Source organism: Rickettsiella endosymbiont of Xylota segnis (assembly GCF_964019545.1).
Classification (GTDB): domain Bacteria; phylum Pseudomonadota; class Gammaproteobacteria; order Diplorickettsiales; family Diplorickettsiaceae; genus Aquirickettsiella.
The window spans coordinates 123,795-146,030 of the sequence record NZ_OZ026451.1; the positions used below are offsets into that span (position 1 = coordinate 123,795).

At 34.5% G+C, this 22,236-nt stretch carries 21 protein-coding genes and 1 tRNA gene; 12 read left to right on the forward strand and 10 right to left on the reverse strand.

All coding sequences use genetic code 11. The features are described 5' to 3' along the window. Positions 1 to 13: 13 nt before the first annotated feature. From AACL18_RS00585 to AACL18_RS00595, 3 genes are all read left to right on the forward strand, one after another. Positions 14 to 790, forward strand: a complete 777-nt coding sequence (locus AACL18_RS00585) for an outer membrane protein (protein ID WP_339050658.1) — start codon at positions 14 to 16, stop codon at positions 788 to 790. Between the two features lie 413 nt (positions 791 to 1,203). Further along, on the forward strand, positions 1,204 to 3,021 hold the full coding sequence (locus tag AACL18_RS00590; RefSeq protein WP_339050659.1) for an ankyrin repeat domain-containing protein: 1,818 nt from the start codon (positions 1,204 to 1,206) through the stop codon (positions 3,019 to 3,021). Positions 3,022 to 3,491: 470 nt separating this feature from the next. Beyond that, complete coding sequence (locus AACL18_RS00595; RefSeq protein ID WP_339050661.1) at positions 3,492 to 3,944, forward strand: Hsp20/alpha crystallin family protein; 453 nt, start codon at positions 3,492 to 3,494, stop codon at positions 3,942 to 3,944. A 136-nt stretch (positions 3,945 to 4,080) separates the two neighbouring features. On the opposite strand, the gene AACL18_RS00600 is transcribed toward AACL18_RS00595, so the two are convergent. Further along, positions 4,081 to 4,629, reverse strand: coding sequence for an Hsp20/alpha crystallin family protein (locus tag AACL18_RS00600; protein WP_339050662.1), 549 nt, complete (start codon positions 4,627 to 4,629; stop codon positions 4,081 to 4,083). A gap of 817 nt (positions 4,630 to 5,446) precedes the next feature. Between AACL18_RS00600 and AACL18_RS00605 the strand changes: the two genes are divergently transcribed. From AACL18_RS00605 to AACL18_RS00620, 4 genes are all read left to right on the forward strand, one after another. Continuing rightward, the gene (locus AACL18_RS00605; RefSeq protein WP_339050664.1) at positions 5,447 to 7,540 is read left to right on the forward strand and encodes a hypothetical protein; all 2,094 of its coding nucleotides are present in this window, start codon (positions 5,447 to 5,449) and stop codon (positions 7,538 to 7,540) included. A 230-nt stretch (positions 7,541 to 7,770) separates the two neighbouring features. Then, entirely contained in the window at positions 7,771 to 8,172 is a 402-nt protein-coding gene (locus AACL18_RS00610) for a TrbI/VirB10 family protein (protein ID WP_339050665.1), read from the forward strand. Between the two features lie 15 nt (positions 8,173 to 8,187). Next, on the forward strand, positions 8,188 to 9,156 hold the full coding sequence (gene virB11, locus AACL18_RS00615; protein ID WP_339050667.1) for a P-type DNA transfer ATPase VirB11: 969 nt from the start codon (positions 8,188 to 8,190) through the stop codon (positions 9,154 to 9,156). Positions 9,157 to 9,591: 435 nt separating this feature from the next. Further along, positions 9,592 to 10,731, forward strand: coding sequence for a hypothetical protein (locus AACL18_RS00620; protein ID WP_339050668.1), 1,140 nt, complete (start codon positions 9,592 to 9,594; stop codon positions 10,729 to 10,731). 141 nt (positions 10,732 to 10,872) lie between these two features. Here the strand turns inward: AACL18_RS00620 and AACL18_RS00625 are convergent, their stop codons facing one another. From AACL18_RS00625 to AACL18_RS00645, 5 genes are read right to left on the reverse strand one after another with little or no spacing between them, the layout of a single operon-like run. Next, entirely contained in the window at positions 10,873 to 11,469 is a 597-nt protein-coding gene (locus AACL18_RS00625) for a site-specific DNA-methyltransferase (protein ID WP_339050669.1), read from the reverse strand. Continuing rightward, the gene (locus tag AACL18_RS00630; protein WP_339050671.1) at positions 11,459 to 11,704 is read right to left on the reverse strand and encodes a hypothetical protein; all 246 of its coding nucleotides are present in this window, start codon (positions 11,702 to 11,704) and stop codon (positions 11,459 to 11,461) included. The genes AACL18_RS00625 and AACL18_RS00630 overlap by 11 nt, the downstream gene beginning before the upstream one ends. A gap of 9 nt (positions 11,705 to 11,713) precedes the next feature. Then, positions 11,714 to 12,382, reverse strand: coding sequence for a DUF6475 domain-containing protein (locus AACL18_RS00635; RefSeq protein WP_339050672.1), 669 nt, complete (start codon positions 12,380 to 12,382; stop codon positions 11,714 to 11,716). 20 nt (positions 12,383 to 12,402) lie between these two features. Continuing rightward, positions 12,403 to 13,344: a hypothetical protein gene (locus tag AACL18_RS08095; RefSeq protein WP_422395888.1), complete on the reverse strand. Its 942-nt coding sequence runs from the start codon at positions 13,342 to 13,344 to the stop codon at positions 12,403 to 12,405. Between the two features lie 4 nt (positions 13,345 to 13,348). Then, a complete protein-coding gene (locus AACL18_RS00645; RefSeq protein ID WP_339050673.1) occupies positions 13,349 to 14,206 on the reverse strand; it encodes a hypothetical protein in 858 nt (285 codons plus the stop codon). 334 nt (positions 14,207 to 14,540) lie between these two features. Here AACL18_RS00645 and AACL18_RS00650 point away from each other — a divergent pair, with 334 nt between their 5' ends. After that, the gene (locus AACL18_RS00650; RefSeq protein WP_339050675.1) at positions 14,541 to 15,653 is read left to right on the forward strand and encodes a site-specific integrase; all 1,113 of its coding nucleotides are present in this window, start codon (positions 14,541 to 14,543) and stop codon (positions 15,651 to 15,653) included. A gap of 19 nt (positions 15,654 to 15,672) precedes the next feature. On the opposite strand, the gene AACL18_RS00655 is transcribed toward AACL18_RS00650, so the two are convergent. The 4 genes from AACL18_RS00655 to AACL18_RS00670 form a co-directional block, all read right to left on the reverse strand. Next, positions 15,673 to 15,748: transfer RNA gene (locus AACL18_RS00655), tRNA-Thr, on the reverse strand. A gap of 65 nt (positions 15,749 to 15,813) precedes the next feature. Then, complete coding sequence (locus tag AACL18_RS00660) at positions 15,814 to 16,065, reverse strand: tyrosine-type recombinase/integrase (protein ID WP_339051658.1); 252 nt, start codon at positions 16,063 to 16,065, stop codon at positions 15,814 to 15,816. After that, on the reverse strand, positions 16,026 to 16,463 hold the full coding sequence (locus AACL18_RS00665) for a tyrosine-type recombinase/integrase (RefSeq protein WP_339050677.1): 438 nt from the start codon (positions 16,461 to 16,463) through the stop codon (positions 16,026 to 16,028). The genes AACL18_RS00660 and AACL18_RS00665 overlap by 40 nt, the downstream gene beginning before the upstream one ends. After that, entirely contained in the window at positions 16,435 to 16,701 is a 267-nt protein-coding gene (locus tag AACL18_RS00670; protein ID WP_339050678.1) for a hypothetical protein, read from the reverse strand. Before AACL18_RS00670 ends, AACL18_RS00665 begins: the two co-directional genes overlap by 29 nt. Positions 16,702 to 16,705: 4 nt before the next feature. Here AACL18_RS00670 and AACL18_RS00675 point away from each other — a divergent pair, with 4 nt between their 5' ends. The 4 genes from AACL18_RS00675 to ileS all read left to right on the forward strand — a co-directional run bounded on the left by AACL18_RS00675 (position 16,706) and on the right by ileS (position 22,209). Further along, on the forward strand, positions 16,706 to 17,065 hold the full coding sequence (locus AACL18_RS00675; RefSeq protein ID WP_339050679.1) for a hypothetical protein: 360 nt from the start codon (positions 16,706 to 16,708) through the stop codon (positions 17,063 to 17,065). Between the two features lie 130 nt (positions 17,066 to 17,195). Then, entirely contained in the window at positions 17,196 to 18,290 is a 1,095-nt protein-coding gene (locus AACL18_RS00680) for a hypothetical protein (protein WP_339050680.1), read from the forward strand. Between the two features lie 519 nt (positions 18,291 to 18,809). Then, positions 18,810 to 19,250: a pilin gene (locus tag AACL18_RS00685; RefSeq protein ID WP_339050681.1), complete on the forward strand. Its 441-nt coding sequence runs from the start codon at positions 18,810 to 18,812 to the stop codon at positions 19,248 to 19,250. 115 nt (positions 19,251 to 19,365) lie between these two features. Continuing rightward, the gene (gene ileS / locus AACL18_RS00690; protein ID WP_339050683.1) at positions 19,366 to 22,209 is read left to right on the forward strand and encodes an isoleucine--tRNA ligase; all 2,844 of its coding nucleotides are present in this window, start codon (positions 19,366 to 19,368) and stop codon (positions 22,207 to 22,209) included. Positions 22,210 to 22,236: the final 27 nt, after the last annotated feature.

Here is a 22,236-nt window from a genome sequence, read left to right on the forward strand (position 1 = left end):
TAAGGAGGGTCGAATGAATTTTTCTAGGAAAGTAATAACCGGCTGGATCTCAATACTATGCTTGGTTTCGAATATTCTCCACGCAGCATCTACGCCTTATTCTAAATTGCATTGTCATTATCCGCACCGATTATATTTTGACCTAGGCGTTGGTAAAACCTACGATTATGCAAGTAGTAATAGTTTTTTGATCGGTTCAAATGGGAATGTATTAGGAAATCTGAAAACAGGGAATTCTTACAGTACACCTTTTTTCTTTGTGGGAATAGGTTATCGATGGGCTCAGGATAACAATCCATGGTTTCCTAGTGTCAATATGGGATTACAACACCGCTATACGTCACCTATCAATGTGTTTGGTGTCTCACAGACGCCGAGTGTCGATCCAGCACCCACTAGTTATAACTATCGATTGCAGCAGGAAAGTTGGCTGCTGATGACCAAAGCAGATATCTATAAATGGCAAAGATTTATGCCTTATGTTGCGCTAGGTTTAGGTGCCTCCTTTAATAGAATTAGTCAACTCTTTGTTAATTCGTCAAGCTTTGCCAACCAACTGGGAGGCTCTACTAATCTAACAGGTGATTTTAGTTATAATGTGGGTGCTGGAATTGATTATCAGGTCCAAGATGATTTTTGGCTAACGCTAGGTTATTTTTATGATAATTTTGGAAAAAATAAAGTAGGTACTGTCTACACAAATAACACTTTTACGCCTGTGGGTACATTAGAAAATGCTAATTTGCATGCGAGTAGTGTTTTTCTAAGTGCACGCTATTTATTTTGGTAAATTGAATTTGTTGCCTAGCAGACGAATACCTAGCAAAAGCGCTTAGGAAGTAAATTAATAAGACAAGTATTGAAGCTACCTTAGATTACCTAATCTAATCTAATAGGATTGATTATTAATTATTTTTAACACGCCAATTCACTAAAACAGCTTAAAAGCCCGCGTTTGTTTCTCTACCGTTTTTGCTCTGACTTTTTTTGTTTAAAATCGGTTGTGTATATTTTTCTTGGTTTTTTTCGAATGTACAGATCAACAAGCCGTATTAGTCCTTGCACATTCTAATTTTTCTATCAGTTTTTTTATAATTTTTAAGGTGTTACCTGGATAAATAGGCCATAATAATTCTATTTAATATATTGTTAAGGTTTTGAATAGATACTATTTAACATAGTGCTAAAAAATGGGAGATGAATATGCCATTAGAACTTCATAATGAGAAATTTAATGAAATTGCTGAGAAAGGTGATAACGATAATATCAACCAAATCTTTTTTCTTAATGATTTCACAGGAACGCCGTTAATTTTTGCTTGTAAAACAAACAATATTGAACTTGTTGAAAAACTGCTAAAAAAAGGAGCGGATGCCAACAAAAATTATATTTATAAGGATCGTTATTCTCACATTAAAAAAACTGAAACACCCTTATTTCTTGCTTGTAAAACAAACAATGTTGAACTTGCTAAGTTACTGCTGGAAAAAGGAGCGGATGCCAACAAAACTTATAAAACCGAAACACCTTTGTTTCTTGCTTGTAAAACAAACAATGTTGAACTTGCTAAGTTATTACTGGAAAAAGGAGCGGATGCCAACAAAACTTATAAAACCGAAACACCCTTGTTTCTTGCTTGTAAAACAAACAATATTGAACTTGCTAAGTTACTGCTGGAAAAAGGAGCGGATGTTAATTACAGACTCGCGGAAGGAAATAGCTATCTGCATGAAGCATGCAAGAATAGATATATTGAGATAGCAGAACTATTAATAGAAAAAGGTGCCGATCTTAATATAGAGGATAAAAGAAGTGGACGAGTTCCATTGCACGAACTATGTTCGGTAAATGAATTTACCGAAGCAGTAATGAAAATTATAAATTTACTAATAAAAAAAGGAGCTGATATTGACTTCTTGGATTATAGTAAAAGAACCCCATTATTTTATGCTACTAGCGCTGGCTTTATTGAAGCGGTTAAGTTATTGATAGAAAATGGGGCAGATATTGATAAAACTGAATCTAATGGGGAAACACCATTATATTGTGCTGTTGACAATGATCATATTGAAATCGTTAAATTACTTACTGAGAATGGAGCTGATGTGAATGTAATTTATTATGAGGATGAAAGTGAGGATGAAAGCGACGATGAAATAGAAGAATATAATCGAATTGAAGTAACACCATTAAATAAAGCTGTTAGGGAAAATCGTATTGAAATAGCAAAACAACTTATTCTATATGTATTATTGAACAATCCTAGAGAAAAACCTGAATACATTACTGACTCCTTATCAGATTTTTGGGATACTACGGTAAGTGAACGCAGTAATGTTCTCAAATATTTTCCCAAAATTCCTAGTTGTTCTATCGTTGAGTTTTTATCTGAAAATGTAAATAAATTAACTAAAAGACTCACTTTGAAAAGCTTAAATGAGATTGTTCAAGCAGTGGAACAAGAAGAAAAAAAAATTCCCAATCCAGAAGCAGCTGTAGGTGAGGTAGAAAACCTATCCTATGCTCTTTTGATAAAAACTAGACTAGAAAAACTGGTAGAAAGGCAAAAGCTCTTAAATAATTTGTTAGATAAATGGCCAATTACTTCTTTAAAAAATGGAAAAGAATTTATTTTTTTACCTTTTATACCTCATATACCGATTTTGGAAATATCACGTTATTTATCCACGCGCGATATTCAAGCGCTATTAAGCTTAATTCCACCTGAATCAGAATCCATCATGACTGATTCCATGATTCAAAATCACGCTATAGATTCCTCGCACATTAAATCTTCTTCTCTTGAACAAGAAGACAATAAACACTCCCCCCAAAGCTTAGAAGAGCAAGCTAAAGAAAATACTTCTATGTTAGAAATATCAAAAGATAATATAGAATCTATTAGTAATGTGATGGGCTCACCAAGTAGCTCAGGGTTATTCGCTAATCGCAAACGAAAGCAAGATGAGTCCAGTAATGAAGATCCTGAAATGAACAAACTAAGACGATTGGAACATTAAGTTTTTAGTGTATTAGAAAAATACAAAAGAATTAAGAACGGTGCTCATCAATACTCTAATAAAATGCATGGAAGCTTGTAAGCGCTTGATTTAATTGGTGCCAACGAGGCGAATCGAACGTCCGACCTACTGCTTACGATCGGAAGCTTCCGTTATAACTTATTGAAAAAAAATTATTATAAACCCGACGATCCTTACAAAGTATAATAATGGCTATGTGTCATGCTCAGTCGTGCAAAAGTCGCGCACGAATCTGATTCTTTTTTCAGATTTCCGATCTATCATAAGCTAAAACCTCAGTTTGTTTTGTTGCCGCCCTTAAATTCATGTTTAATATTTTCAGAAAAACCTTTGTGAGGCTTTTATTCCCATTGATTGTCCAATCCTTCTTTAATTGATATTGATTTTTTACTAGAAAATCCCCATAAAGCGATAGAGATAATTTACAACTTAGCCAAAGGAGGCTTAATATGACTAATTTAGCACGTTATGAATATAAAGTACCTTCCATATTTGATTATATGAATCGGGTGTTAGGCGAACAGTCAGCGGATATATCAACTAACAATGATGGTTCGTTTGTGGAAACAAGTAGTTGGAAACCCTACGTCGATATTAAGGAAGAATCTAATCGATTCCTAATCAAAGCAGATATTCCTGGAGTTGACCCCAAAGATATTGAGATTAATATGGAAAATAGCATTCTCAGTATAAAAGGTGAACGAAATACCTTTAATAGGGAAGAAAAAGATGGATATACTCGATTGGAGAGATTACAGGGACAATTTTATAGACGTTTTTCCTTACCGGATACAGCTGATGCTGCTAAAATAAAAGCACGAAGCAAAAATGGGGTTATCGAAATCGAAATCCCCAAAAAGGAAAAGGCATTACTTAAAAAAATAACAATTAAGGAAGAATAGCTAACTTTACAAATGACCGCCTATTTATAGACAACAATGGGCGGTCATTTTTTAATTATAGTATGAAACTAAAAGCGAAAGTTCTGAACATTTCATATTACAGTATTATTTGTAACCCTAATTAATCTAGATTTGATTAAGCTATTTCTTTAACAGGGATATCGATCAAAGACGCCAATTTATTTGTTTTTTCAATAGTAATTTGCAAAATACCCCGCTTCAAAATCGCACCCATTTTTTGAGTGTTGGCATTTTCTGGCAAAGCAACATGATAAGAGAAATAATATGAGTTAGTTTGTTTTTGTTTAGATTTATTATCATTTTTAGCTTGTACATATAATACCCCTTGTGAAACCGATACATGAATTTTTTGGGGATCGACACCCGGTAATTCGAATGAAATTAAAAAATGTTTAGGATTCTCTTGTAAAGTAAAATAATGGAAATGCACTTGATTGCCAAAAAATTGCTGCTTAGTCATGGCCGAATCTAATTGCAAAAATGTGTTCAATCCCTGTTGAAACCAATCATCAACTGGAATAGAGGAGTTCATTTTATTGTTTGGCTTAGTTTGAGTTGGGGGTTCGTTATTGAATATTGTGGGTTTAGTTAAAGCCAAGCTTAATTTAGCGAATAGTACTAAACTTATGGTAAGCAAAATTGAGTTTTTTACTGATTTTGACATATATGACTCCTAATTCAATTTTTTAGTATTCCTTCTTAAGTTTAATGCTTAATTGTGAGGATTAATTAAATTATTAATAAACTCCTGTTCCCTTTTCTTATAAGTCCAAAATGATTTATGAAGGATTTAGGCATCTTCGGGTTGAGTTAAAACTAGATCAGATAGTTTAGTAACTTTTTACTGTATAGTTTAACATATCCGTAGGTAGGAAATATTAGCGGTTTGATTACATTTTGTACAAACTGGCTTTCAAGTAGTTTTCTCATGATAGAAAAGAAATTTTTATCCCTAGGGTGCTCAAAGGGCATTTCCATAAGACCTAATAAACCATGTGAATTGATTTTCTCATCCGATAGAATAGTTACATCAATCATTCAAAGGGTTTAAACCCTATTTCTCTTGCAAAATCGCGTTGCTCAAAGCAGCCATAATTGAGCTAATTCTTCTTTAGCAGCTTTCTTATCTTGGTCATAGCTTGGTATTTTTTTCTACGACATCCTCAACAACTGACTGAGGTATTGTTTTTTCAATCGGTACTGAGGAGTCAGCTTCAATATTTGTTTCCAGGATAAGTTTTCTATTGTTATATTTTCATTCATTTATTTTTATTTTCTCTGACGGATGAAAATCCTGTAAAGATTTCCGATGCAGGAAATATCAATAAGTATTTATATATCCTTATTTATCTATTATCTAGCTACTAAATATAATTGCGAGTCTATTATGGAGATTGATTTCGAAATATGTTTATAACCCAATTTAATATTTGTTTAAGTTTTGTTCAATATCCTAGCTGTATAAAAGCACAGGTATTTATATGGCAAATCACGGGTTATTCGCAATTGAGAATTTACAAGATGCGCAAGACGCTTGGAAAATTTTTTTTAATCGTTTCTACTCACCGAAAGTTCCTGAAAACGCCAATGTAGAATTTGATATTGAGCAACGCAATTTTCTTCCAAGAAAAGAAAAAAATGCAAAAAATAAAAGTCCTTTAGACATAGGTGGAAGAACTGATCATTCAGATGATTTCGATGATTTTTTAAATGGTTATACAGTCAGAATTCCTGATAATATTGAACTTAGTGAAATTGATTTTGACTGTGTTAAAGAAGCTATTCTCCAGGGAGATTATGAGGCTAGTGTATTTAAGAATGAGAACCATGTTTTTTATGCTTTATGGCTATTTAGGCAGGATAAAATAAGCCGTCAGCAATTAAGTACATTACTTGCCAGAGAACAGATTCCAAAAGATTATCCTATCGTGAAGACCTTTCCTATTCTGGATGATAGAGGTGAGTTTACTAAAGATGCAAAGAAAATGCTTATTTCTGTCCTTAAAACAAGTAGATTTACTAAATTGAGAAACTGGCATTTAGAACGCTTTCGGCTACTCATACAAGCGCTTCCAAAATCAGAACGAATTTTTTATGTTACAGAATGTGATCCTAAAAACATATCCATAGAAGGTGTTACACAGCTTGGAAATGACTTGAGAAATGTAGGAAGTTGGGAACGAACAAAATATAAGAATAATTTATATGATCTCCATTTGTCTTTTGGTGCAATTGAAGCAAGACAAATCGCATTAAATGGAGTTCATGGTGCTGCCGCTAATCGTAGCAAAATAGGCGTAATAAGCACTGCTGAAATTAAAGAAGGTGTCGCAGATAATTATCGTCCAACCGCAATTAGTATTAACAACAGCGGCGTTGCTCCAACAATACAGAACATACATCATTTCCCTGTAAGTACAAGGCTTGCAGTTACAAAACACGATATTTATCATGCACAACTACACAATACGATTCCTGCTGAGTTTCATATGGCATTTAATCATATGAAACAAATCATCTCTAATTTTACTAAAGTTAAATCATCGTTGCTGCAATGGACTTTAACTGATCGCGAGTTTCCTGATTTTAAAGGAAAAAGTAAAAATTTTGATTCAAAGAAAGGAGCGAAATATTTTGCAAAAATACTTTTTCCTAAAGGGTTTGTTCAGGAACTTCCTTCTTTATTTAATGACTATAGCTTTCATAATTTAAGCGATGATGGGATAGCTATTATTCGAGATATGGTTAACGAAAGTGAGAAATGGAAAAATCTTTATAAAATCGATATTAATTATTTAGATTATCCTTATGACAAAGCTATTCAGCAAATGCGAGCTTTTATCAAAACAGAAAAAAATAACGCTTATAATGCTAAATTATTTAGTTTAAAATACCGTATTTTTTGTGACTCTTCAGAAGTAACTTATCAAAAAATAAGCGAGATTATTAATACCATAGAAAATACATTAACTGATAATTTGAAATTTGAAAATGTTAATTATAAAGAATTTAAAAATAGAACAGTCCTTAAATACAATAAAAAAGAAGTAATCAATAGAAGTAGTGCATTACAAGTAGTACTTCGTAGTTATCTTATTTCAAAATTTAAAACAAATAGCGATGAGCTAGACTGTCAATTTTCATTACTATCAAATGAATTTAAAAGTATTTACGACGGTAGTCAGTTAACGAATGTTAAAATTGACGATGTATGTAATAATCTAAATTCTTTATTCGATAAACTTACACTACTTGAGCATTCCTATAAAGAAATAATCCAAACTCGCTATTCTCGAAGACATGCACGCATTAATTGCTTGTTTTTCTTTATGAAAAATTCACTGACCATGTCACAACGTAAGCATATTGCTTTTTTAAAAGCAAAAATGAATAATCTTATAAATGAACATTTAGTAAAAATAATAGATGTACAGGAAAAGGAACAATTTAAATGGGTGATTGAAAATCAGTTTAAATTGATACATCACAAAGATAGTCGTATTAATTTTGATTCAATTTATGATGATCAAACTAACTCTTTAGATATACCTACCAACCTTTTTACAAGTCTTTAATTTTTATTAGGTTGTATTGTATTAAAATTTTATAACTTTAAAAGATATAAACTCAAAGTTTAGAATTAAATTTTTGTTTTTAAAGCTAGATTAATGGCCTTTTGCCAATCGCTCTGTTTGTGATTTCTCTAACGGTACAAGATTGATTATGAGACATCTGTACATCCGCCACGAGTTTCATTCGTTCGGTATCCATAGATATTTGGTTTAACGTAATTTCATGGTTTTATGTGCGCGTTGTAATTGATTGTGTTGTAACTGCGCTGGATGGCTTAAGTCTGGATTTAGATTCGCCGGGTGTCGATTCATTAGGTATGGCAGGAATGGCGGCTGATGTTGCCGATCGACATTTTTGGCAACGATTTGGAACGGCTACACTTCTTTCGATTTTGGGTGCGGGTACATCTAATGTCGGTGTTGCTAATAACGCATCCTATAATGCAACCCAAGCCTATCGATTGGCTATAGCGAATAGTTTGAATCAAACCGCACAACAAACACTGCAACAACAAACGACGATTCCACCAACCTTATGGGTCAATCAAGGGTCTCCTATCCAAGTGTTTGTAGCGCATGACTTAGATTTTCGATCGGTTCGTCAAGAAACAAAGGAAAAAGTGAATGTCTTCTAAAATTATGCAGAAAAAATGTCCATAAAAGCGTTAGAAAAACATATAGAACCACTAAAACCTTTCTTACAAACAGCGGGTGTAACGGAAGTTTGCATTAATCAGCCTGGTTTAGTATTTGTTGAAAACAATGGGTATTTTACTCGCCATGAAGTACAAATTTTAGAGTTTAGCTTTCTTGAAGCATTATCTAACCTGATTGCAGAATTTAACCATAAAACATTTCCGCATCCTTTACTTTCAGGTTATTTACCGACGGGTGAACGCGTACAATGTATTATGCCACCTGCGTGTGAAAAAAATAATGCGATTTATTCTATTCGTTGCCACTCACGTCATGAAATGAGTCTGGAGGATTATCAAAAAGCTGGGGTTTTTGATGAGTTTGCTGCTGTAAACAAAGATGTAAACGAAGAGATAGCATCTTCTTTAAAAGTATTGCATGAGCAACGAAATATTGCCGGATTTCTGAAGTTAGCAATAAGTACTAAAAAAAACATGATCATCAGCGGTGGAACGGGTACCGGTAAAACAACCTTTCTTAATGCGTGTTTAAAACTTATTTCAGATACAGAACGTTTGATTACGGTAGAAGATACACGAGAGGTTAGAGTAGCCCAGAAAAACAAAGTCCATTTATTGTTTAATGAAGACGATAAAAATATTACCGCAGCAAAATTATTCAAGGCCTGTTTACGTTTAAGGCCGGATAGAATTCTTCTGTCTGAATTGCGTGGTGCTGAGGTATGGTCGTTTCTGAGAGCAGCAAACAGTGGTCATCCTGGGTGTATCAGCACAGTGCATGCCGATACACCAGAAGGTTGCTTTGATCAACTCGTATTCATGATGCAACAAGCAGGATTAAATTCAACAGAGGAAAAATTACGGTCTTATATTCAATCTATTATTCCAATCATTATCCAGTTAAAACGCAGTACTAACTCAAAACGATTTGTAGAGATAGCCGAGATTTATTTTGATAGTTAGCTTGATCTGTAAATTTTAGTAATTACGATAGAAGATCTTCAAGAATTTTAAATTGATCCATCTTTTTTACCCATTTATAATTCATTTGTCATGTATTTGCTTACAAATTTAATGGTTATTTTAAGAATAAATTAAGAATTTACCTGTAAAATATGGGTAAAGTCTAGAACTATACTGAGATTGCTAATGAAAATATCAACATTAGATGAAATGTTACCCAAGCGTTGGAGTTTACTTCTTCGTTATTATCTACCTTTTTTTAAAAATCCCGAGCCCTTTTATTTTCAGTGTCGGGAATTTGTTAATGATTTAAAAAAAAGAAACAATACACAAAATTTTCCTTTAGATAAATTACCTGAATTACTTGTTATTTTAGAATCTTGTTCTAAAAATAACTCTGAATTAGTTAAGTTTTCTAAAAAAATCATAGGTAAATTGGAAAAGCAACAGCTCCAAGCCATTAACCCTAACCTATTAAAACAGTCATTATCCAAGCATAAGCTAGAAAATAATAATCAAACTCCAGTTTTAAATGAATTATTTAAGAAATTGTCAGAATTTGTTTATGCGAACGAAAGTAGAAATGAAATTGAAAATGATATTTTTACGACAATAGAAAAAACAAAAGAATTTGATGCTGATACAGAATTTAACTATTTAAAAGAAATTTTAAAAGATAAAGATATTAATGCGACAAAAATTTTCCTAAAAAATATCCCGAATGAACAATGGTCAGTTTTGATAAATAATCTAATTGAGTATTTGTATAGGCTTTTAAAAACTGAAGGAACTTGTTTAACAAAGGATTTAGAAGAAAAAGATTTTCACTTCCAGATTTTAAGTTATGTTCTAGCTATCTATAAAGAATCTAATGAAAATTATCCTATTGATATTATGCAATTTCTTTCAATTACTGCATTGCTGAAATTACCAATCGATTTGGAAGAAATAAACAAATTTTCATTGGAGTCAAAATTTAAAGAAAAATTTTCTCTTGAGTTACAAGAATGTTTAGCTGAAAATAGAATTAAAGCGCTTAAAGATTTGATACAACAGGATTTCATTGAAAAAATCCAAGAACCTCCTACTCGTAATGGAGGGATTCGTAGAAAATTCCATAATTTTTATATAGATAATCATCAGAACCCGGGTACAAATTCCGTAAAAGAACTAGATTTAATAATTTTACAATTACCTAAGTTTATAAGCGAACCAAATAAAGACAGAATTAATTTTATCCAAAAATTATTTCAATTTATTTATGGGTTGTTAGATTCTCATTCAGTTAGAGAAATAAAAAATAATAGATTACTAGCTCAAGAAAAAGCTCGAATAGATTATGAAAGGTTAGCAGAAGAACGAAGGGAGCTTGCTAAGCGTATTGGAATGGGCGCACAAACAAGCGTTTCTCATCAACGCATGGAGGAATTGTTTGGTAAAGAAGAAGCCTTAAAGATGGAAAATAAATGGGTAAAATTTGGAGTAAATTTTTTTAATGCACATAATCAAGAAGAACGTAAAACAGCTTTACAAGAAGCTGCTATGCTTAAAAAGCAGCTTGGGATAGTGGTTTGAACTAATCTTTTTCCTAATTTCCTCAATTTGGATTTATCATATAAAGCATGATATCCAAATGACAGGAGTTATCGATTGAGAAAAGGTCACTATTATTGCCAATAATAATTTAGACTAAAAAGTTTTTAAATATTTTTTAATCTAATTCATAAAGCTATTTATCCTTTTCTCAGCAACTTGACAGTAGACAAGTTGGTTATCAATCAGTACACAGCGTCTTCCTAAACAAAGTGCTGCTAAACCTGTAGTACCGCTGCCGGCAAATGGATCAACAATCAGATCATTGGGTTTTGATAGTAATTGGATAAAAAATTGAGGTAGTGCAACCGGAAAAACAGCTGGATGACCTTGATTGCGATTTTCAGGACTAAGATGTAAAACATTTGTTGGTAATACTGTTTTTTTGTTAGGCCAGTTGGCTAAATCACGCTGAAAGCCACTACCTGTACTAGAACGAACAAAGTAAGACTTTAAATTCTCAAAGTTTGCTAACCGTTGTTTAGTAGACAAGGCGATTGGAACTTTAACCGCTTCCTGATTAATATAAGGTGTTTTTACTTTTGCTAGATGGAACACGTATTCCCAGGCATCTCTTAATCGGGTGGGCCAATACCCGGGCATACTGGTTTTTTTATGCCAGATGTAATCGTCAATGCAATACCAACCTAAACCAATAAGTTTTTCTATCGTTTCCCAGACATAATGCTGACGGACACCGTTAACAATTTTATCTTTCATATTCAGCACTAAACTTCCTGTTGGTTTTAGAGCTTGCCAAAAAAGCGCTGTGAAAAGATATGAACCAATCGGCATAATCGCTAGGAGCAATGCTGTTATAATGTTGTTTCCGTGCATCAGCATAGGGTGGTGAGGTAATAATCAAATCCACTTGATTAGAGAAAGCACCTAATTCTTTTTCGCAATCACCATGAATAATTTGAAATAAAGTTTTATTTGCTAGGTTATTTTGCATAAAGATCCTTCAATTTTCTTCTTCAGATGTATCCGTATCAATTTGTAATTGCGAAAACTGCTCGGTAGCTTGCGAAAGTGTTAATGGGAGAATAGGTGATGGTTTAATACCGTTGGCATATATGGCCAATGCTTTTTTAGCATCACCTATTAAAATAGGATCGGGTGGAGTGTGTGAAAAACCTTGAACTTGATTATCATGTTCTAAGCTGCCTTTGAGTGATCGTGGGTAGCTAGGAAGAGGTTTACTTTGGTATTCACGATAACGTTTCTCAAATTCATGACGAAGAAATGGTAACTCCTTTTCTGGCTGTTGGCACAAGTAGATCCAACCGCCCATATCTCGAATGACACAATGAATGATTGGATTGTCAAAAACGACGCTGTCATAGCGACCTACTGTGCGAATAGCCGTGACTACTTGACCCCAAGCATTAAGTGCATGACTATGACTATCACCTTGAATTAAAACTATTAAATCGGCCGGCGTTGGCATGCCCCATTTTTGGCGATCAGGGCTTTGTAAGGTATGTAGTATCGCTTGCTTTACTTGGGCAAACGGATAAGCTTTAAGACATTGCCAATAAGTCTCTAGTAACAAACTTGAAACTTTGCGATTAAAAGATTCCGCTAATAATGTCAACCATTCTAGAAAGGACTTTTTATCATCTGTTAACATAAAATCTCCTATTTTATTTTTCAATTTTTTGAGTGATTCAACCATTGTTCTCCAACGACGAGGTTGTGGGCTAAGGTAGGACTTAGTCCGCGTGTTGCTAAGCGAGTAACATGATCATGCTCCATTGGAGGAGCCTGCTGTCGTTGTAGAGACTCACGTTGCTCTTTAGCAAGCCATGTATTGATGTGACGTAAGATCTGGGATCGTGTTTTGCGTGCACTCGGATTAGCTTCATTCCAAGCTTGTATTTGACGTAACTCTTGCAAAACATCGATATTGGGATAGGTTTTTTTCCATGTGTTGATATCTATTTTCGCCGCAATAAACACATCGTTATTTTGAAGTGGAATACCGATGATTTCTTCGTCAGGAATGATATCTATTACACTTTTTTTATTAATTAATAAGGGAATTTTTGAGTTGCTGCTGGGCAAGCCGTCGATAAACGACGGCTTGCCCACAACATCCTGTTCCTGATCCTTCTCCTGATACTGTTTCTGTTCCTGATTCTGTTCCTGGTTTTGAAAGGGTTGGGATAGAGTTGCTAAATGGTTTTGAAACCCTTCATCTAAGTATTTCGTTTGAGCTAATAAGATTGTTATTAAGGCTTTGAAAACAGTTGATTGGTGTGGAACTCGTTTGAAAAGTTTACTTAAGCTCTTACCTTGATTTGGATTTTCAATGGGGTTCCAATCTAGAAAGTTGTAGATCAAAATCCAGTTTGATTCTGGATCTCTGATTAAAAAGTTAATTTGATCGAGTTCTGAAAATGTTTTGTAAACTGTTTTCTCATCCCACTTCAGATCTTCTGCTACATAGCCAATGGGTAATCGGAAACAACCCAACATATTAGTATGTGGTCCAGTCAATAAATAAACGGCTAATAATTTTGCGTGCGTAGATAAATTTTGTAATGTTAAATCAGACCAAAATTGGGTTTGTACAGAACCGTATTCTCTCATCGTCTTATTTCCTTTTTTTAGATTGATAAATAAAAGAAGAAATTTCTTTTTTATCATGTGTTAATATTTTTTGTTTTTTTCTATGAGTGAAGCGAGTTAGAAGTGCTGCTGCGGAAGTTCTTAGCGTTCCTTCATCAACTGCTTTTACCAGTTCAGTACTGCCGAATAATTGAATTTTTTCTGCATGGCGATAACTATCTTTACAACCAAATCCAAGTAAAGCAGCTATCAATTCATCTGTTCTTCCTTTTATTTCGTCGAAATTTCGACGAAAAGGTTTGTGAAAACGAGGACCTTGGCGGTTTCCTAGAATTTTTTTTGTAGCAATTCCGATAGACGCGCGTTCGCAGACTAAAAAAGTTTGCACGAGCACGGCGGGCTCGTACTTTTTTTCCAACAGATCGGATAAAGAAAGGTGCCAAGCAGGAATCGTTTTTTTATTCTGTTGTTGATAAACCAAATAAGTGCTTGGATTAGCTATGAGTTGTTGATTTTCATCGATAATAATCGGTCTGAACTGGTTTAAAGGACGTTGCTTTGGATAGGCTAAACTAGAAACTGAAAAATCACATTTCACATGAGTTATAGAAACATTCATGAGTTTAATAGGGTGATGCGTAAAAGGCAGCGATAACGACTTCAATTCATTTCGTTCTATCGGCGAGATTAAATCTAAAGGATCTACCTTATATTTCGCTTGTTCCCACAAATATTTTACAACTCTTCGTGCAAACTTATGATTTATCCAAGTACGACCATTTCGCATAGAACTGACATTTTGATGTGACGTTTTCAAAATACTGGCCGCCTTTTCTACTGTTCCACAACACTGAATAAATATCTCAAAAGCGTTTATCTCCATACTTATCCACTCCATTTATTTTTTTTATGAATATGAACAAAGTAAGTTTATCTAATATTCTTGCAACCCGTGTTGCGAATAATTTTAGTAATCTGATTAGCAGATAGGTTAAAAATAAGGATAAGAATATGCAGCCAAGACTCATACGTTTACGTGATGCGCCGAGTTATTTAGGAATGGACAAAAATAGATTTAATAAAGAAGTGAAACCATTGTTATCAATTATTCCGATAGGCAAAAGAGGAATTGCTTTTGATCGACTTGATTTAGATGAGTGGGTTGAGCATTATAAAGAATGTAATGGGCGCCCCGCTGATAAGAGGAGTAAAACACTATGGGGCGAAAAAGAACGTCGGGCCTGCTCAACCGTAAGGGGATCTGGCATATCGACAAAAAAATACTCGGACAACGCGTTTGTGAAAGTACTGGATCAAGTTCTCTCGAAGAAGCCGAACTGTACCTTGCAAAACGTACCGAAGAAATAAGACAAGCTAAGATTTATGGCGTTAGGGTAAAAAGGATTTTCCGCGAGGCGGCTACTAAATATTTAGAGGAAAATCAACATAAGGCGAGTATTAAAGAAGATGCACGATGGCTAAAGTATCTTGATCCCTTTATAGGACACTTGCCTTTAGAATCTATTCATATGACGATTTTACAAGAATACATTTCTAAAAGAAAAAGGGAAAAAGTAAAAATGCGGACTATCAATTATTCTTTACAAGTAGTTCGCCGCATTTTGAATTTATCGGCTGAAGAATGGAAGGATGAATATGGTTTAAGTTGGTTATCAATTGCACCGAAGATAAAATTAGAGGTAGAAAGGGACAGGCGTAAACCTTATCCTTTATCACCAGAAGAGCAAGCACGGCTATTTAAAGAACTGCCTGTTCATTTACGTAGAATGGCAATATTTGCAGTTAATACTGGATGCAGAGATCAGGAGATTTGCCAATTAAAATGGGATTGGGAAATAAAAATACCTGAAGGATCGGTATTTCTTATTCCTGAATGGCAAGTTAAAAATCGCGAAGAACGGTTAGTTGTACTCAATAAAAAAGCAAATCGTGTTATAGAAGAGGTGCGAAATATTCATTCAGAATATGTTTTTACTTTTAAAGATCATCCAATAACACGGATGTTAAATTCAGCTTGGAAGAAAGCTCGAATTAGAGCGGGGTTGCCTCAGGTAAGAGTACATGATTTGAAACATACCTTTGGGCGTCGTTTACGTGCCGCTGAAGTCAGTTTCGAAGATCGACAAGATCTTCTTGGGCATAAGAGTGGACGAATGACGACCCACTATTCAGCTGCGGAATTAGCCAATTTAATTCTAGCAGCTAATAAAGCCTGTGACTCGATAAATCAATTAGTTGTTCTAAAGCGAAATGCATCAGTAGCTCCCGCAAAAGTCCCGCAGGGGAATTTAAGGGTTAATGGAAAATAGTGTAAGTGTTTGATTTAATTGGTGCCAACGAGACGAATCGAACGTCCGACCTACTGATTACGAATCAGTTGCTCTACCGACTGAGCTACGTTGGCAATATTCTAAAAAAGCCGAATTGTAGTCAATTTGGGCATTATTAGCAATTTCATTTTTACGCGATTCATGCTGCATGTACCAATTTTGTACCAGCTACCCGTTCAGCTGCTGTTTTAAGATGGTCACTATTTAAATGTGCATAGCGCAGTACAATATCAAAAGATGACCAGCCACCGAGCATTTGTAATTCTTGTAATGAAGTTCCATTTTGTACATGCCAAGATGCCCAAGTATGACGCAAATCATGCCAACGGAAATTTTCTATCTTTGCGCGCTTTAGGGCTTTATGCCAAGCTTTTGTATTACACTGCCTAATCGGATTCCTTTGTAAGTAAACACGAACTCTAAGTGCTTTCCTAGTTGCCTTCGTATGACTGAAACAGCATCAGAATTTAAAGGTACAGGGATAGATGTTTTAGTTTTAGATTGGTTAGCATGAACCATAGCATGTCGCTTCTCTAAATTAACATCTTTCCAACGTAAACCTAAAACATTTGCTTGTCTTAAGCCCGTTGCTAAGGAAAAAATAACCAACTCAGGTAAATGTAGCGGTAGCTCTTTAAGTAACCGCTGTATCTCTTCTTGAGTTAGCCATCGTTCACGTTTTTCTCCTTCATGACGTAACTCTATTGAAGGAGTTTTATCGATCCATTTCCATTTTAGCTCTGCTTTTCTTAAAATAGATCTAAGCAAGGCTAATAATCGATTTATCATGGCACGTGTAACCCCACTCGCTTGCTTTTTTTTTAGCTATTTCTTCGATCATAAAGTTATCAATTTCACTGAGTTTTTTATTGCTGAGATAAGAGTTTACCCATTTAAGCTGACACTTATCATTTTTAAGGCTACGTTTATGAGCTGATTCTTTTAGCCATCTCACTACTGCTTCCCGCCAAGTATGTTCTGGTTTTTCACCTAATTTACTTTGTCGCAATACAGAAGGGTTACCCATCTTATTGGATAATTTAGAAATACGAGGAATTGATCAACTTAAATCGCAAACTAAAGCCTTCGTTGAGCAAATAAAACAGCAGCAACAGCAACAAATGAATCAACCCAATCCTCTGCAAGAAAAAATCAATTTAGAAAAAACCAAGCTTGCAGCAGAATTGCAACACAATCAATTACAGCATACACATAAAACCATGGAATTAGGCTTAACCAAAGAATCTATCGATACTAATCGCATGAAGCTCATGGCAGATGTACAAATGGCTCATAATCACAATCTTGTACAGCTTGAGAAAGCTCAGACTGAACGTTTAGCAAAGGAGATCGAATGGGCGATGAAAGCCAGCATGATACATAAACAATAGATCTAGGATTTAACTTTTTTTTAATATTGCATGAGTAAACTTTAGGCAAGTTTTTATAAAGAGTAAAAAAATGCCTAGATTACCATTACCGCCTATAACTCCTTTTTTATATTCAGAAGAAATGCATGGCTTGATCGAAGAGAAAAAGTTACGTAGAGAGAACTTAAATATTTTTGTACTTTCTGCTGAATATTTTGGAATAAAAAACTTTAATAGTGAACTCAGTTTTTTCTTTAAATTACTTTCTAAAAATATTAATGATTCTAAAATTCCCTCTCGTTTTCAACTGGCAATAGAAAATCAAGGCCATTGGTTTAGTGTAGATTGTTATATTAAAAATAATCAGCTTTATTTACTCGTTCTTGATGCTGCAGTCAATGATAGTAGCGCTGAGATAATAAAAAAAGCAGCTTTAGACTTAAACCCTATAATTCTTGCTTATAGAGGGATCCAAATACAGTATGATTTTAAGCATTGCTCATTTTTTACTTTAGATCATCTTTTTCACTTATCGAATAGAGATCAACATTGGAATGATTTGCTCAATTTAAATCTTCCTGCACGAGAGAATATTATTTATTTTGATCATAACTCATCTCCTAGTTCTTTAGCCTTTATTTTTAAAAACATGCAATCCTTTAAAGGATTAGATAAATTACCTGACTCATTAAAAAATAGCTTTATTAATGAGAATCAAACTCTGGATCAACGTATTATGAAAAATAGCCGATCAAGAATTTTTTTAGGCGTTGAAAATAAGATGAATGCTGGGATTATATTGAAAGAAAAAAAATACATGGAACGCGGCGCTAACTTCTTTAAACCTGCTAATTACAGAAAAATTGTCTCAAGCAGGCAGGGATTTGAAATTATTGGTGGAGAAGTGGGCGAAATAATAAAAGAAATTATCACTCATAAAGGAAAAAATTATCTAAAACCCTTTATAAAAGAAAATAAAGCTTTAATAAAAGATAACATAAGAGATATGTTTGATATTGCAATTGGGTATGACTTAGGGAATTTTCTCGCTCTTTTAATAGAAAATAAATTATTAAACAAAGATCATTCAATTCCAACTTCAGAGATAGCCATAGCATCTAAACCTTTAAATTTTACTGAGGCTCAATTTGTCAAAGATAACCTAATGGGAAATACTCAAGAATACGGAACCATCGGTTGTAATTTTAAAGCAAAATCAGGAGCAGAATTTACGTTTTTTTTATGATAAAGATAATGCAACGATCTCATCATCAAATTGGAAACAAAATAAAGGAAAAGATGATCGCTTTGATTGTAAATCTGAATCTAATGATGTTAATGATTGTCCCTTTAGCTTTATTAAAAATAATTAAAATTTGTATTCAAACAAATATATGAAGAGTTCCTTCATATATTTGTTTGAATTTATAGATCGGAATCGTGAATGTGCTAGAAAAAAAGGTATGACACCCATAATTTCCCAACGTTCCAATAGCCTTAAAAATAATCCGGAATTTGATAAGCATCTCCACAAAATTAGACATTTAGTTGAAAATTTGTTTGCAGCTGAAGCATTTTCGCAGCATTGGTACTCGATTTGAAAAATTAGCTCGGAATTTTAAGACCATAGTTTTTATCGCAATACCTTTACTTGGCTTAAACTGAAATGAGGACACGCTCTAATGTAATTGGTACTGGTCTAAAGAACGTCAGCTTGTTAAAATAGAGCATCAATTTTTATAAAGGCGCAAGGTTTATGTATTTAATGAAGGGAAAGCAAAGCGGTCTTACTTTACTTGAGCTCATGATCGTTATTGCGATTATTGGTATCTTGGCTGCGATAGCCATACCTAGCTATCAAAATTACAGTAATCGAGCTAAATTTGCTGAAGTTATTCAATCAACAGCACCTTTCAAATTAGCAGTTATTACTTGTATGCATGAGCATGATAATTTAGTCGCTTGTGGTACGCCTGGCCAAAATGGAATTCCTGATAATTTTAAAGCTGAAAATCAAACTAAAGGCTATGTAACAAGTGTAGAAATAGGTAAAAACGCGCAAATTATTGCGACATCGCAACGGATTCGTATGAATAAAATTGATCATTTCACCTATATCTTGACGCCTATTTATCAAACAGATGGTCAATTACGCTGGGATGTTGGTGGTACTTGTATACAGTCGGGTTTGTGTAAAGCAGATTAATTAGAATTTAAGAAGTTTCTTTTTGATTTTGACTATATTGTAGGTCCTTCAAGCATGTTATTCTAAGACTATTTAAATTAAGACCAAACAGAGCCTTATTTGAGGCGTAAATAACATGACTGACTATAAGAACACTTTAAATCTTCCTCATACTCAATTTCCAATGAAGGCCAATTTGCCGCAGGCAGAGCCTGCTATTTTAAAGCAATGGTCTTCTTTGTTGCTATATAAAAAGTTACGTGAAAAAAATCATGGTAAAGCCAAGTACATTCTTCATGATGGCCCCCCTTATGCGAATGGTCATATTCATATTGGGCATGCGGTAAATAAGATTTTAAAAGACATCGTTGTAAAAGCAAAAACTATGAGTGGCTTCGATGCTCCGTTTATTCCAGGCTGGGATTGTCATGGCTTACCTATCGAGTTAAATGTAGAAAAAAAAGTCGGGAAGGTCAATGATAAATTAACAGCCAAAGCTTTTCGACAAGCTTGTCGTGAATATGCTAGCCAACAAATCTCCATACAGCGTGAGGAATTTAAACGTTTAGGCGTGATCGGTGATTGGCAACATCCTTATCTGACTATGGATTTTCAATTTGAAGCGAATATTATTCGCGCCTTAGGTCAAATTATTAGTCGAGGACATTTGCAACAAGGATTTAAACCTGTGCACTGGTGTGTTAATTGCGGATCGGCTTTGGCTGAAGCGGAAGTTGAATATGCCGATAAAATTTCACCTGCGATTGATGTGCGGTTTAGAGTCATTGATGAGGCTGAATTTTTAAGTCGAATTCCTAGCGAAATGGGTCATGGACTTATAGTCATACCGATATGGACCACAACGCCTTGGACTTTACCTGCAAATGAAGCGGTCGCACTCAATCCAGATGTTGAATATGTGTTGGTGCAAACCGATACAGAACGTTTATTAATCGCTGAGTCATTATTAGCAAGTTGTATGCAGCGTTACCAAATATCGGATTATAAACGCTTAGGTAGTGCGACAGGAAAGGTTTTTGCAGGGATTATATTGCAACATCCTTTTTATCAGCGACAAGTTCCTATTATCTTAGGCGAACATGTCACCACAGAAGCAGGTACTGGTGCTGTGCATACTGCGCCTGCGCATGGTATAGAAGATTATAGTGTGGCACAACATTATGGATTGCCATTAATTAATCCTGTGGGTGGCAATGGTTGTTTCTTACCGGGTACAGCACTATTTGAAGGAGAGCATGTTTTTAAAGTCAACCCTTTAGTGATCGATAAACTAAGGGAATCCAAAAATTTATTGAAAGAAGAAAATATTAAGCATAGTTACCCGCATTGTTGGCGCCATAAGACACCTTTAATTTTTCGAGCGACACCACAATGGTTTATTTCCATGGAGCAGCAAGGCTTAAAGGAGGATAGTTTAGCAGCAATTAAGGAGGTTAATTGGATTCCACAATGGGGAGAAGCGCGAATTGATTCCATGATTAGCAATCGACCTGACTGGTGTATTTCAAGACAGAGAAGTTGGGGAGTTCCTATTCCTTTATTTGTACATCGTTTATCTCGTGATCTGCATCCCAACAGCCTTAATTTATTAGAACAGATTGCACATCGTGTGGCAGAAATAGGAATAGATGCTTGGTATGATTTAAATCCAGAAGAAATATTAGGTAAGGAAGCAGAAGATTATGAAAAATTAACTGATTGTCTGGATGTATGGTTTGATTCAGGTGTAAGTCATTATGCCGTTTTAATGAAAAACCCTGCATTGACTTGGCCTGCGGATCTTTATTTAGAAGGTTCGGATCAGCATCGGGGATGGTTCCAATCTTCCTTATTAACATCAGTAGCGATGAACGGCCAAGCGCCTTATAAATCTGCGTTAACACATGGATTTACTGTGGATGAAAAAGGCCACAAAATGTCTAAATCTTTGGGAAATGTGATTGCACCAGAAAAGATTATACAAAGTTTAGGTGCGGATATTTTACGCTTATGGATTTCTTCAACGGATTATCGAAAAGAAATGGCTGTTTCGGATGAAATTTTAAAACGTACGGCAGAAGCCTACCGACGGATTCGAAATACTATTCGTTTTTTATTAGCCAATTTACATGATTTCGATTCCTCGGATGCTGTGCAAACTAATAAAATGTTGTCTTTAGACATTTGGATATTAGAACGGGCGAAACTTTTACAGCATGAGATTATCGATGCTTATGAGACTTTTCAATTCCATACGATTTATCAAAAATTACAACATTTTTGTATTAGTGATTTAGGTGGGTTCTATTTAGATATTATCAAAGATCGTCAATATACCTTACAAAAAAATAGTATTGCGCGACGTTCTGCCCAAACTGCACTTTTTTATATTGCTGAAGCCATGGTACGTTGGTTAGCTCCTATTTTAAGTTTTACTGCAGAAGAAATTTGGCACTATCTTCCAGGGGAGCGCGAAGAGAGTGTTTTTTTAAATGAATGGTATTCTTTATCTTTTTCGTTTGCGGAAGATCCATTACAAACAATTTATCAAGAAACTGATCGGCAAACCTACTGGAATGAACTGATACAGGTACGCAATGAAGTTAATAAAGTTATAGAAAAATTACGCATTAGTGGTGATTTAGGCTCTTCGTTGGAAGCTGAGGTTGAACTTTATGTTAAAGAAAATTCTCAACTTTATAAAATTCTTACTGCTTTAAAGGGTGAACTTAGATTTGTATTAATAACTTCGGATGCAAAGCTCTTGACTACTATGCCTCCACAACAGGCTTTATTATTGAAAATTAATGGTGAAGAATTAGGAATAAATGTTACTTCTACGGTAGGAAAAAAAACAAAATGTGCGCGTTGTTGGCATCGACGTGCTGATATAGGGCAAGACCCGGAACATCCTGAGATTTGTTTACGCTGTGTGGAAAATCTTCCCAATGGAAAAGGCGAACAACGAATGTATGTTTAAAAACTACAATTTTTTCCAACCTATTTA

Excerpts from the sequence above, each read along its gene's own strand:
- AACL18_RS00645 (WP_339050673.1), bottom strand. The coding sequence starts at position 14,206 with ATGGAGATAAACGCTTTTGAGATATTTATTCAGTGTTGTGGAACAGTA.
- AACL18_RS00585 (WP_339050658.1), top strand. The coding sequence starts at position 14 with ATGAATTTTTCTAGGAAAGTAATAACCGGCTGGATCTCAATACTATGC.
- AACL18_RS00600 (WP_339050662.1), bottom strand. The coding sequence starts at position 4,629 with ATGTCAAAATCAGTAAAAAACTCAATTTTGCTTACCATAAGTTTAGTA.
- AACL18_RS00590 (WP_339050659.1), top strand. The coding sequence starts at position 1,204 with ATGCCATTAGAACTTCATAATGAGAAATTTAATGAAATTGCTGAGAAA.
- AACL18_RS00635 (WP_339050672.1), bottom strand. The coding sequence starts at position 12,382 with ATGTTAACAGATGATAAAAAGTCCTTTCTAGAATGGTTGACATTATTA.
- AACL18_RS00630 (WP_339050671.1), bottom strand. The coding sequence starts at position 11,704 with ATGCAAAATAACCTAGCAAATAAAACTTTATTTCAAATTATTCATGGT.
- AACL18_RS00625 (WP_339050669.1), bottom strand. The coding sequence starts at position 11,469 with ATGAAAGATAAAATTGTTAACGGTGTCCGTCAGCATTATGTCTGGGAA.
- AACL18_RS00595 (WP_339050661.1), top strand. The coding sequence starts at position 3,492 with ATGACTAATTTAGCACGTTATGAATATAAAGTACCTTCCATATTTGAT.
- AACL18_RS00685 (WP_339050681.1), top strand. The coding sequence starts at position 18,810 with ATGAAGGGAAAGCAAAGCGGTCTTACTTTACTTGAGCTCATGATCGTT.
- ileS (WP_339050683.1), top strand. The coding sequence starts at position 19,366 with ATGACTGACTATAAGAACACTTTAAATCTTCCTCATACTCAATTTCCA.
- AACL18_RS00605 (WP_339050664.1), top strand. The coding sequence starts at position 5,447 with ATGGCAAATCACGGGTTATTCGCAATTGAGAATTTACAAGATGCGCAA.
- virB11 (WP_339050667.1), top strand. The coding sequence starts at position 8,188 with ATGTCCATAAAAGCGTTAGAAAAACATATAGAACCACTAAAACCTTTC.
- AACL18_RS00650 (WP_339050675.1), top strand. The coding sequence starts at position 14,541 with ATGGGGCGAAAAAGAACGTCGGGCCTGCTCAACCGTAAGGGGATCTGG.
- AACL18_RS08095 (WP_422395888.1), bottom strand. The coding sequence starts at position 13,344 with ATGAGAGAATACGGTTCTGTACAAACCCAATTTTGGTCTGATTTAACA.
- AACL18_RS00670 (WP_339050678.1), bottom strand. The coding sequence starts at position 16,701 with ATGGGTAACCCTTCTGTATTGCGACAAAGTAAATTAGGTGAAAAACCA.
- AACL18_RS00665 (WP_339050677.1), bottom strand. The coding sequence starts at position 16,463 with ATGATAAATCGATTATTAGCCTTGCTTAGATCTATTTTAAGAAAAGCA.